The organism is Cryobacterium flavum (assembly GCF_900103805.1).
GTDB lineage: Bacteria > Actinomycetota > Actinomycetes > Actinomycetales > Microbacteriaceae > Cryobacterium > Cryobacterium flavum.
Map to the genome: position 1 here is coordinate 327,011 of NZ_FNIB01000004.1, position 11,296 is coordinate 338,306.

The 11,296-nt window shown below is 64.8% G+C and carries 10 protein-coding genes and 1 pseudogene; 10 read left to right on the top strand and 1 reads right to left on the bottom strand.

Annotated elements, in window-relative coordinates:
* The first annotated feature begins 97 nt into the window (after positions 1–97).
* From BLS91_RS07770 to mshC, 3 genes are all read left to right on the top strand, one after another.
* Entirely contained in the window at positions 98–1,465 is a 1,368-nt protein-coding gene (locus tag BLS91_RS07770) for a M20/M25/M40 family metallo-hydrolase (protein WP_092340149.1), read from the top strand.
* A 71-nt stretch (positions 1,466–1,536) separates the two neighbouring features.
* Positions 1,537–2,391, top strand: coding sequence for an undecaprenyl-diphosphate phosphatase (locus BLS91_RS07775; RefSeq protein WP_092340150.1), 855 nt, complete (start codon positions 1,537–1,539; stop codon positions 2,389–2,391).
* Between the two features lie 66 nt (positions 2,392–2,457).
* The gene (gene mshC / locus BLS91_RS07780; protein WP_092340151.1) at positions 2,458–3,765 is read left to right on the top strand and encodes a cysteine--1-D-myo-inosityl 2-amino-2-deoxy-alpha-D-glucopyranoside ligase; all 1,308 of its coding nucleotides are present in this window, start codon (positions 2,458–2,460) and stop codon (positions 3,763–3,765) included.
* Positions 3,766–3,768: 3 nt separating this feature from the next.
* Here mshC and BLS91_RS07785 read toward each other — a convergent pair whose 3' ends face one another.
* Complete coding sequence (locus BLS91_RS07785; protein ID WP_092340152.1) at positions 3,769–4,737, bottom strand: PAC2 family protein; 969 nt, start codon at positions 4,735–4,737, stop codon at positions 3,769–3,771.
* 81 nt (positions 4,738–4,818) lie between these two features.
* Here BLS91_RS07785 and BLS91_RS20540 point away from each other — a divergent pair.
* The 7 genes and pseudogenes from BLS91_RS20540 to tatC form a co-directional block, all read left to right on the top strand.
* Positions 4,819–5,394 (top strand): annotated as a pseudogene (locus BLS91_RS20540) (HAD family hydrolase); the annotation flags it as partial.
* A gap of 189 nt (positions 5,395–5,583) precedes the next feature.
* Entirely contained in the window at positions 5,584–6,585 is a 1,002-nt protein-coding gene (locus tag BLS91_RS20545) for a tRNA (adenine-N1)-methyltransferase (protein WP_167552425.1), read from the top strand.
* A gap of 120 nt (positions 6,586–6,705) precedes the next feature.
* Positions 6,706–7,644: an FKBP-type peptidyl-prolyl cis-trans isomerase gene (locus BLS91_RS07795; RefSeq protein WP_092340154.1), complete on the top strand. Its 939-nt coding sequence runs from the start codon at positions 6,706–6,708 to the stop codon at positions 7,642–7,644.
* Positions 7,645–7,710: 66 nt separating this feature from the next.
* Complete coding sequence (locus BLS91_RS21040; protein WP_338061549.1) at positions 7,711–9,855, top strand: helix-turn-helix transcriptional regulator; 2,145 nt, start codon at positions 7,711–7,713, stop codon at positions 9,853–9,855.
* Between the two features lie 3 nt (positions 9,856–9,858).
* Positions 9,859–10,173, top strand: a complete 315-nt coding sequence (locus BLS91_RS07810; RefSeq protein WP_092340155.1) for a hypothetical protein — start codon at positions 9,859–9,861, stop codon at positions 10,171–10,173.
* Positions 10,174–10,219: 46 nt separating this feature from the next.
* Positions 10,220–10,477 carry a twin-arginine translocase TatA/TatE family subunit gene (tatA, locus tag BLS91_RS20945; RefSeq protein ID WP_092340156.1) on the top strand — a complete coding sequence of 86 codons (258 nt, stop codon included), beginning with the start codon at positions 10,220–10,222 and terminating at the stop codon, positions 10,475–10,477.
* A gap of 45 nt (positions 10,478–10,522) precedes the next feature.
* Positions 10,523–11,275 (top strand): twin-arginine translocase subunit TatC, encoded by a 753-nt coding sequence (gene tatC / locus BLS91_RS07820; RefSeq protein WP_092340218.1) that lies wholly within the window; start codon positions 10,523–10,525, stop codon positions 11,273–11,275.
* Positions 11,276–11,296: the final 21 nt, after the last annotated feature.

Below are 11,296 nucleotides of genomic sequence, written 5' to 3' on the forward strand. Positions count from 1 at the left end.
CGGCCTCCGGATGAACCGGCTGCCGAGGTAACAACTTAGCACGGATTAGAACACCCGTCGTGTCACCGGCGCCGGCGCCGACGGGTAGCGTTTGACCATGGCTTCCCTTTCGAACGTGCCCCCGGCCGCAACTTCCGCTGATTCAGTGGGTAGCCCGCCCGCAGCGGTCGCCCAGAAACTCGACCTGACCGCCGAAATCGCGCGGGATCTCATCCGCTTCGACACCACGAACTACGGTGAGGGTCGCTCCAACGGCGAAACGGATGCTGCCGAGTACGTGGCCGAGAAGCTGCGCGGCCTCGGCCTGAAGCCCGAGCTGTTCGATTCCGAACCGGGCCGAACCAGCGTGGTGGCCAGGGTGAAGGGCCGCGACGCGTCGCGGAGCGCCCTGGTCGTGCACGGTCACCTCGACGTTGTGCCGGCCGACGCGGCCAACTGGAGCGTTGATCCGTTCGCCGGCGTCATCAAGGACGGACTGCTCTGGGGTCGTGGTGCCGTCGACATGAAGAACATGGACGCCATGATCCTGGCGTCCCTGCAAGACGTGATCGCCGCCCAGGGCGCACCGGAGCGTGACCTCGTCATCGCGTTCTTCGCCGACGAAGAGGCCGGCGGCGTGCTTGGTTCGCACTTTCTGGTCAAGGAACACCCGCACCTGTTCGACGGAGCCGCCGAAGCCATCAGCGAGGTCGGTGGCTACTCGATCACGCTCGGTGGCAAACGCGCCTACCTGCTGCAAACCGGGGAGAAGGCGCTGATCTGGGTCAAGCTCGTCGCGCGCGGCGAGGCCGGACACGGCTCCCGCATGCACCCGAACAACGCCATCACCCGCCTTGCAGGCGCCGTGGCGAAACTCGGTCGGCACGAGTGGCCGATTCGCCTGACCGATACGACCGAGCAGCTGCTCGGCGAAATCGCTCGCATTCTCGATGTCGATCCGCAGCGGGTCGGCCCCGACGAACTCGCCCTGGCAACCGGTACGGCTTCCGGTTTCATCCAGGCCAGCCTGCGCACGACGGCCAACCCCACCGGCCTGACCGCCGGCTACAAGCACAACGTCATCCCGGACATGGCCGAAGCCCTCATCGACATTCGATCACTGCCGGGCGAGGAAGACCTCGTACTCGCCCAGATTCAGGAGATTGTCGGTTCCGACATGGAGATCGTCACGATGCACCGCGATATCGGTTTGGAGACCGAATTCAGCGGACCGCTGATCGAGGCCGTCGTGGGCACTCTGGAGCGCCACGACCCCGGAGCCCCGGTGTTGCCCTACCTGTTGTCGGCGGGAACCGACAACAAGGCGCTCAGCACGCTCGGCATCAAGGGCTACGGTTTTGCACCACTTCGCCTCCCGGCCGACTTGGACTTTCCTGCGATGTTCCACGGAGTGGATGAGCGGGTGCCGCTGGACGCATTAGTGTTTGGCAGGCAGGTTCTGACCGACCTGTTCTCTAGTTACTAGCACCAGGTTCGATCCCAACGGGTTTGAGCTCAGTCGGCGTCAGCTGAAAAAAATCTGAGAAAGCGAAGCGCGTGGACTTTCTGAATGCGATCATCCTGGGCCTCGTTCAGGGGTTGACCGAATTTCTTCCGGTGTCGTCGAGTGCCCACATCACGATCGTCGGCCAGTTTCTCGGCACCGGTGAAGACCCTGGGGCTCGGTTCACGGCCATCACCCAGATCGGCACCGAGGCTGCCGTCGTCATTTTCTTCTGGCGTGACATCGTGCGCATCATCGGCCAGTGGGCCAAGTCCCTCACCGGCCGGGTTTCCCGCAAGGATCCGGATGCCCGCATGGGCTGGCTGATCATCCTCGGCTCGCTGCCGATCATCGTGCTCGGCCTGCTGTTTCAAAACCAGATCGAGACCGTGCTGCGCTCGCTCTGGATCACCGCAACCATGCTCATCGTCTTTGGAATCCTGCTTGGCATCGCCGACCACGTCGGTGCCAAGAGGCGCCAACTGCGAGACATTACCTTCGGGCACGGCGCAATCTATGGTTTCGCCCAGGCACTCGCGCTCATCCCCGGCGTGTCCCGCTCGGGGGGAACCATCACCGCCGGGCTGTTCCTCGGCTACGAGCGCGCCGCAGCGGCCCGCTACGCCTTCCTGCTGGCGATTCCCGCCGTGCTTGGTAGTGGCTTCTACCAGGTCTACAAGTCCATCGCCGATCCCTGCCTGGCCGGCGCGACGACGTGCACTCCGGAGATTTTCGGACCGCTCGAAATATTGGTCGCGACGGTCATTGCCTTCATCGTCGCCCTCGGAGTCATCGCGTTCTTCATGAACTACATTTCTAAGCGGAGTTTTCTGCCGTTCGTGATCTATCGCATCGTGCTGGGCATCGTGCTGTTCGTGCTTCTCGGCACCAACGTCATCTCGGCCTAGCCATAACGCCCCGGCCCGATCGGCCGGGGCGCGAAACCACTGCCGCATCAAAGCTAGGCTGGTTCAATGCGTGCATGGGAACGACCCGAAATTGTCTCCGTCCCCGGCGAGTCGGGTGCACCCTGGCTCCATGATACGAAAACTGACAGCCTGGTGCTGGCCCAGCCACGCGATGCAGCCCGGCTCTACGTCTGCGGCATCACGCCGTACGACGCCACCCACATCGGCCACGCAAACACTTACCTCGCCTTCGACACCCTGCAGCGGGTCTGGATCGACGCCGGGTTTCGCGTGCACTACGCCCAAAACGTGACGGATGTCGACGACCCGCTCCTGGAGCGGGCGAGCGCCACCGGCGTCAACTGGCGCGACCTGGCCGAGTCCCAGGTTGATCTGTTCCGCACCGACATGCAGGCCCTCGGCATCATTCCGCCCAACGACTTCGTCGCCGTGACCGAGGTCATTGACGAGGTCGCCGCTGCCGTAGCGCTGCTGCAGCAAGCCGGACTGGCCTACCCGGTACCGACCGACGACGCCATCGCCGGCGCCGACGGAACGATCGCCGCCGACCTCTATTTCGATATTCAGGCCGCCGAAGCCAGCACGGACTGGACCCTGGGCGACGAGAGCAACCTCGACCCGGTCAGCATGCTCCGCCTCTTCGCCGAGCGCGGGGGAGACCCCGACCGGGCAGGCAAGCGCGATCGCCTCGACCCCCTGCTCTGGAAGGCGGCGCGCGCCGGCGAACCCGTCTGGGAATCGCCCGTCGGCGCCGGGCGCCCCGGTTGGCACATCGAATGTTCGGTCATCGCCCTCAAAGAGCTCGGGACCGACTTCACCGTGCAGGGTGGCGGATCAGACCTGATCTTCCCGCACCACGATATGAGCGCCGGGCACGCGGAGGCGCTGTCCGGGCATCCGCTCGCCGGGGTCTACAGCCACACCGGCATGGTCGCCTACCGGGGCGAGAAGATGAGCAAGTCCCTCGGCAACCTTGTACTGGTCTCGAGACTTCGTGCCCAGAATTTTGACCCGCGCGCGATCCGGCTGGCTCTGCTGGCCCGGCACTACCGAACCGACTGGGAATGGACCGCCGCGCTCCTGGACGAGGCCGTCGCGCGCCTGTCCGCCTGGTCGGCGGCGTTCGGTGCTGCGTCGCTCGGCACGGTCGCCGTGAACGCCTCCGAGGGTGCCGCCAGTACAGCAACACCTGGTTCGGCTGCCGCTCTGGTCGACGCCCTCCGCCTCGCACTGCGCCACGACCTGGACACACCACAGGCCCTGCAGCTCATTGACGACGCGGTCGCCAGTGAGCTCGATGACGTCGCACTGGTCAATCAGGCCATCAGCGCTCTCCTCGGCGTCGCTCTGTAAGGCCTAGTGCCGTGGCCCGTCGGGCCTGGTGCCGGGCCCGTCGGAGCGGCCGTCTGGCCGACCATCGGCACGTCCGTCGCGTCCGTCGGTACCGCGCTTGCGCAGGTACTTCTCGAATTCCTGCGCGATGGCCTCGCCGCTCGCCTCCGGCGAGTCGACCGTGTCGCGGGCCTGCTCCAGCTGGGCGATGTACGCGGCCATCTCCTCATCCTCACCGGCCAGCACATCGATACCGCTCTCCCAATCGGCGGCCTCGGTTACCAGCACGCCCCTGGGGATCACCACGTCGATGACCTCTTCCAGCTTGTCGATCAAAGCGAGCATCGCCTTGGGCGACGGTGCGTTGTGCACGTAGTGGGGAACGGATGCCCAAATCGACAGGGTGGGAATTCCCACCGTCTCCGCGGCGTCCGACAGAACGCTGAGAATGCCAACCGGACCCTCGTAATTACTGCGTTCGATCTGCAGTTCGGCGCGCACCTGGGCGTTATCGCTCGACACGAAGATCGAAATGGGCCGGGTATGCGGAACATCGGCGAGCATCGCCCCGAGGAACACGACGCCGCTCACGTCAGCGGCGAGGGCGGCGTCGAGAATCTCCGCGGCAAAACTCTTCCAACTGCGCGACGGCTCCGTACCGATCAGCAGGTAGATGTTGCCAGCATTCGTTCCACTGACGCGCAGCTGCGCGTCGTCGGCCAGCGGCACACCGGCCACACCGGGATTCGTCGGGCCGTACATGATCGCGCTCGGCCAGCCGAGCGAGCGCACGCCATCTTCATTGGTTGACACGGTCGGCCGATTGAACTGGTAATCGAAGTACAACTCCGGATCGACCTCGGTGATCATCTCGACGTCGAGGAGTTCCTTCAGCGCGCGAACCGCGCCCGTTGCGGCCTCGCCGGCGTCATTCCAGCCTTCGAAAGCAACGACCAGCAGCCGTCCGCCCAGAAACCCATTACCGTCAGCCACCGTGTTTGTCCTCAATTCCTCGTGCCTTCCGCGTGGAGGGCCTTCAGTCAAGGATAGGCGGTGGCCCTACACTTGAACCCCGTGAATGTTTTTCCTCTGCCGCTGCCCACGCCCGCTTCCCTCCCCGCCGCTGTCCTCTGGGACATGGACGGCACGATCGTTGACACCGAACCGTACTGGATGCGCGCGGAAACCGAGCTGGTAGCCGAATTCGGCGGTGTCTGGACCCACGACGACGGCATGCTGCTGGTCGGGTCCGGACTGTGGAACTCGGCAGCGATCCTGCAATCGCGCGGGGTGGACCTCACCCCGGATGCCATCGTCGCGCGCCTCACCGACCGCGTGCAGGAGCAGCTGGCCGAACACGGCATTCCCTGGCGTCCCGGTTCTCGTGAGCTCCTGCAGCAGCTGAAGGTGGCCGGCGTGCCGACTGCGCTCGTCACCATGTCGGTGGAGCGGATGGCCCGCCAGATCATCGACCTCATCGACTTTGCAGCCTTCGACGTTGTCGTCGCCGGCGACATGGTCGAAAACAGCAAGCCGCATCCGGATCCCTACCTGGTCGCCGCCCGGCAACTCGGCGTCAACCCGGCGGAATGCATCGCGATCGAGGATTCCGGGCCCGGTGTCGAATCCGCCGTCGCTGCCGGCACCATCACCATCGCCGTTCCCCACCAGATCGACCTGCCGGAGAGCGCCCTGTACACGCGCTGGTCGACGCTCGAAGGGCGAACGATCCACGACATTGCGGCGTTGTTCCACTCCTCGGAGCGTTCCGATTCGGCCGCTCCCGTTCATTCTCTCGCCCCCCACCGGGTTCGCCCGCAACGAAAGCGCACCACTCGCATGAGCAGCAACCAGGTTATTCAAAACAGTGGACTCTTTCGCATTGGCGACCGGGTGCAACTCACCGGGCCCAAAGGGCGCATGAACACCATCACCCTTCAGGAAGGTCTGACCTTTCACACCCATCGCGGCATTCTCGCGCACGACGACATCATCGGGCAGCCCGACGGCTCGGTCGTCACCAACAACGTCGGCGTTGAACACCTCGCGCTGCGCCCGCTGCTGGTGGACTTCGTGATGAGCATGCCGCGCGGTGCCGCCATCATCTATCCCAAGGACGCTGCCCAGATTCTGGCGCAGGCGGACATCTTTCCCGGTGCCACTGTCGTCGAGGCCGGAGTCGGTTCCGGGGCACTGTCTCTCTGGCTGCTTCGCGCAATCGGACCGGCCGGCCGTCTCGCATCCTTTGAACGGCGTGAAGAATTCGCCGATGTCGCCCGCGACAACATCGCCACCTTCCTCGGAAACGATCCGCAGAACTGGACCATCACGCTCGGCGACCTCGCCGAGACGCTGCCCGACACCATGCCGTCGCACAGCGTCGACCGGGTGGTCCTGGACATGCTGGCGCCCTGGGAATGCCTGGGCGCAGTCTCCGAAGCTCTCAAGCCCGGGGGAGTGCTGCTCTGCTACGTCGCCACGGTGACGCAGCTGTCCCGCGTGGCCGAGGCCATCCGCGGTACCGGTTTTTACACCAATCCGGATTCCAACGAAACGATGATTCGCGGATGGCATGTGGAAGGTCTCGCGGTACGACCCGACCACCGCATGATCGGCCACACCGGTTTTCTGATCACGGCTCGTCGCCTCGCGCCCGACACGATCCTGCCCGAATTGAAGCGGCGTCCGTCGAAGACGGACTTCAGCGACGCCGATGTCGAAGCCTGGACGCCGGGAGCGCTCGGTGAGCGCAACGTCAGCGCGAAGGTCATGCGCAAGCGCGTGCGCGCCGCGGGATCCAGCGCGGAGCTTTCCAAGGCCCGAGGCCTCGACGCCGGTTAGGATGAGTCCCGGCCCTTCTGGTTGTACCACGCCGAAGCCTGCGCCCCCGTAGCACCCGCACCCCTCACACCCGCGCAACAGATCCACGCTGCGCACCACCCTGTACTGAAAGAAGGACCTGTGCGCAAAGCATCCGCGCTGATCATCACCGCCGGCCTCGTGATGACGGCACTGACCGCGTGTGCCGGCCCCGGCACTGCTCAGGCATCCTGTGACGCTGGGGCGCCCTCGGGCGCCGCGTCGAAACTGGTCTCGGTGACCGGTGATTTCGGCGCTGTTCCGGACATCAGCTTTCCGACACCCTTGAAGTCATCCACTACGCAGCGCACCGAAATCATCGCGGGTTCAGGGCCGCAGGTCGTTCCCGGCCAGATGGTCTCCGTCGAGTCGAACCTGTACAACGGCACGACCGGCGAGCCTCTGCAGCTGAGCGCTTTCGACGGCAGTACCGCCGTGGAGTTCGGACTGGGCGATGCTACCAATCCCGGATTTGTCGCCGGTCTGGTCTGTGCGCGCGTGGGTGAGCGCATCGCGGTCGTCATCGCGCCGGACGACGGCATCGGCGTCAACGATCAACTGCGCGTCAGCGCGACGGATTCTCTCGTGCTCGTCGTTGACATCGTGAAGGCCTTCCTGCCGCGAGCAGATGGAGCCGACCAGGCCGTCGCGAACGGTCTTCCTGCCGTCGTCCTCGATGCCGACGGCACCCCTGGAATCGTCCTTCCCTCCGGTGATGTGCCGAAAGCGCTGGAATTCGGCGTGCTCAAGAAGGGAACCGGCGAGAAGGTCGCGTCAGACGCTACCGTGGTGATCCACTACACCGGCCTCTTGTGGGCGAGTGACAAGGTCTTCGAGTCCACGTGGGCGACGAGAACGCCTCGGGTAGTGCCACTTTCTGACCTTCCGCAGGGCCTGGCCACCGCGATTTCTGGTCAAACCGTTGGCTCCCAGCTGGTCGTTGTCGTTCCGCCAGCGCTGGGCTTTGGCCCAGCGGCGCAGGGCCAGGTCCCGGCTGGTTCAACGCTGGTGTACTCGGTCGATATTCTAGGCATCAACTGATTGTGGCGTTCCCACCGCGCCCGTGCCACCGCGTCTGACGCCTGGTTCGGGCGATAGGATCACACAGTGACTTCGACGCCTCTGCATCCCGATTCGACCGAGGGAACCGGTCCCAAACCATCGGCGATCACGGCTCCTGAGCGACTGTTCAGCCTGGTCCTGGCCCTCGTGGCGACGGATTCGGGGTTGACCAAGGCAGACATCCTCCAGAACGTGCAGGGCTACCGGCAGCGCTATGTACCCGCCGGTTCGAACGAGAGCCTGGAGCGCCAGTTTGAACGCGACAAGGACGACCTCCGTGAGCTGGGCATTCCGCTCGAGACGATTGAGCCCCCGGACGATCCGGGAAGTAACCACTTTCTGCGCTATCGAATTCCGAAGGGTCTCTACGACCTGCCCGCCGACGTGACCTTCACTCCCAGCGAGGTGTCCCTCCTGAAACTGGCAGGCACGGTGTGGCGCGAAGGATCCCTGTCGGGGGAGTCTCGCCGTGCCCTGATGAAGTTGAACTCGCTCGGCATTGAACCGAGCGAACCGGTACTCGGCTACGCGCCCTTACTGCGCACGCGCGATGCGAGTTTCGAACCACTCAGCAAGGCGCTTGACCGTGCGCAGGTCGTGGTTTTTCTGTACCTCAAGCCGGGGGAAACCACACCGGCGCGTCGTGTGGTTGCTCCGCGCGCGCTCGTGCAGCACGAAGGCCGCTGGCACCTGTACGCCACGGATGAGGCCGTTCACGCCCCACGCACGTTTCTGCTGTCTCGCATCGTCGGCGCTGTCGCAGTCGTCAGCACAGCGGCTGCGGTCGCCAACGCGACTCCGGGTCCGGTTATCGATTGTGCGACCGACAGTGCTCGAGCCCTGGCCGAACTCGAGGCTCTCTGGGCCGGTAATATCGCCCGCATCGCCGTCGTGCCCGGGTCCGACGCCGCTGTTCGTCTCGGCGCGCGCCAGGCGGCGCAGCACCCGGTACCCCCAGGCCAGCAGTCCGCCGGAGTCGAGCGCCTCCTGCACTTCACCGACCTGAATATCCTCGCCGACGAACTGGCCGGATTTGGCCCGGAAGTAGTCGTCGAGAGTCCGCTCGCCCTGCGCACCGCGGTGGAGAATCGGCTGCTCGCCGTCAGGGACGCGCATGCGGGCCCCCGGCCCGCCGGATCGTCCGGAAGTACGCCTCGCCGCCGAACACAGTCGCTGCGCGCGCGGTCGGGTGCAGCTTCCCAACCACGGGTAGCCGGCGACCAGCTCACGCTGCTGCTGTCCCTCGTTCCGTACCTTATCGATCAGGGGCGCGTCAGTGTCACCGAGGTGGCGAAGCACTTCGATCTGTCGGCGGAACGGGTTCGTGGTCTGGTCAGCCTCATTGCCCTGTCCGGCATCCCCGGGGAGACCCGCCAGTACCTGCACGGCGACCTGTTTGACATCCTCTGGGACGAATTCGAAACAAACGATCGGATCGTGCTCACGCATCAGGTCGCCATCGACGATTCCCCGCGATTCTCCGCCCGCGAGGCCGCGGCGTTGATCGCCGGTTTACAATACCTGTCGGCGCTGCCCGACAATGCCGATACCGACGCCATCGCATCGCTGATGGCCAAGCTGACCCGCAGCGCATCGGCGCCCCCGACCCAGGTGGCCGTCGCCCAGCGCGATGCCGGCACCACCCGCGACATCGTCCAGACGGCGCTCAGCACGCAGATGCAGGTTGAGTTCGACTATCTGAACGCTCGCGGGGGCCAGGAACACCGGCTTGTCGACCCGCTGCGCATAGAGTCCGTCGACAACGACTGGTACTTGCGCGGCTGGTGCCACCTCCGCGAAGCCGTCCGAACGTTCCGACTGGACCGCATGAGCGAACCGCGCGTGACGGACGTGCCACGCAGCACGCACCCGACCGACCTGGTTCTGCCCGATACCCTGTTTCAGGCGTCGACCACAGACGTCGATGTGCGACTCGAGCTCCCGACCACGGCGCTGCCGTTGCTGGCGGATTACCGCCCCGAACGCGCAGAGCCGGTCGGATCGGGCGAACGCACTCGCACCACACTGCGCGTCGCCCATTCCCACGCGCTCAAGCGTCTGGTCACCGGCCTGGCCGGCATCGTCACCGTTCTCGAACCTGCCGAATCACGCCAGGCGGTCGCTGACTGGGCCGCAGCCGGGTTCGCCCAGTACGCCGCCGACCGCCAGCGCCCGACGGAGGAGGAGTAGCCGATGCCGTGGTGGTCGTGGCTGCTCATCTGGACTGGTCTAACACTGGGACTGCTCGCTCTGCTCAGCTGGTTTGCCCTCTCGCTGTTTCGGCAGGCTCGCGGCACCCTGCAGGCGCTGGAATCGCTCCGCGGTCAGTTGCCCACGGGCGAATTCGATGGGCTGGCGGCTTCTGCTGTCGGTATCCCGGCCGTGTTCGCAGATTCGGCCGTGCTGCTGGGAAGGGTCGAGCAACTGCGTGCAGAACGCACCCACCGAAACCAGGTGCGTCGCGACGCGCGGATCGTGCGGGGTAAACTGATGCGGCACGCCCGTTAACCGCCACGCCCGCTGCAATACTCGCTGACACAGAGGACACACCCTCATGCTGCAAAACCTGACCGGATGGCACTTCCTGATCATCCTTGTCGTCGTCCTGCTTCTTTTCGGTGCGCCCAAGCTTCCGGGACTCGCCCGCAGCCTGGGGCAGTCGATGAAAATTTTCAAGAGTGAGATCAAGAGCGACGCGGTCGACCCCGATCCGAACGCGCCTGCTCGCTCAACGAGCACCACGGGCGACGACGCGTCGACGACGTCCGGCTCCACCGCGGTCGGCCCCACCGACCCCGCCGCGAAGCCTTAGCGCCGCATGGTCCGCGCCGAGCGGAGTGCGACCAAAGCGGGAAAGATGTCGTTGGGGCAGCACCTGATCGAACTGCGCAAGCGCCTCTACCTGGCTGCTGCCGGGCTCCTCATCGGGGCCATTGCGGGTTGGTTCCTCTCCGACTTCGTCTGGGATCAGCTGCGTGAACCCATTTACGCCATCATCAACGCCCAGCATCGTAACGCCCAGATCAACTACCCCGACATCACGAGCGCTTTCGACCTCAAACTGAAGATTTCGCTCTACGTCGGTCTGATTGTGTCCAGCCCGGTATGGCTCTATCAGGTCTTCGCTTTTCTGGTACCGGGGCTCACCCGAACCGAGAAAAAATACACCTTCGGGTTTCTCTTCACGGCCATTCCGCTGTTCCTGGCCGGCTGCGCCGCGGGTTGGATCGTCCTGCCGCACGTAGTCGAGCTCATGACGAGTTTCGCCCCCACGGAGGATTCGGCGTTCATCAACGCTCAGGGCTACTTCGATTTTGTGCTCAAGCTCGTCGTGGCGATCGGTATCGCGTTCGTGCTGCCCGTGTTCATCGTGCTGCTCAACTTCGCCGGGGTCATCAGCGCAGCGTCGATCATCAAGTCCTGGCGGATCGCGATTCTGGTCATTGTGCTGTTCACGGCGATCGCCACCCCGGCCGCCGACGTGGTGTCAATGTTCCTGCTGGCCATTCCCATGGTCATGTTGTATTTTGCCGCCTACGGTATCGCTTGGCTGCACGATCGGCGCGCGGCCAGAAAAGTGCTCGCCTTCGAAAAAGAATTCGCGCTTTAGTCTCACCTGAGACTCGTTGCA

Coding starts and splice junctions, on each gene's coding strand:
- BLS91_RS07770 (WP_092340149.1), top strand. CDS start 98: ATGGCTTCCCTTTCGAACGTGCCCCCGGCCGCAACTTCCGCTGATTCA.
- mshC (WP_092340151.1), top strand. CDS start 2,458: ATGCGTGCATGGGAACGACCCGAAATTGTCTCCGTCCCCGGCGAGTCG.
- BLS91_RS20545 (WP_167552425.1), top strand. CDS start 5,584: ATGAGCAGCAACCAGGTTATTCAAAACAGTGGACTCTTTCGCATTGGC.
- BLS91_RS07810 (WP_092340155.1), top strand. CDS start 9,859: ATGCCGTGGTGGTCGTGGCTGCTCATCTGGACTGGTCTAACACTGGGA.
- tatA (WP_092340156.1), top strand. CDS start 10,220: ATGCTGCAAAACCTGACCGGATGGCACTTCCTGATCATCCTTGTCGTC.
- tatC (WP_092340218.1), top strand. CDS start 10,523: ATGTCGTTGGGGCAGCACCTGATCGAACTGCGCAAGCGCCTCTACCTG.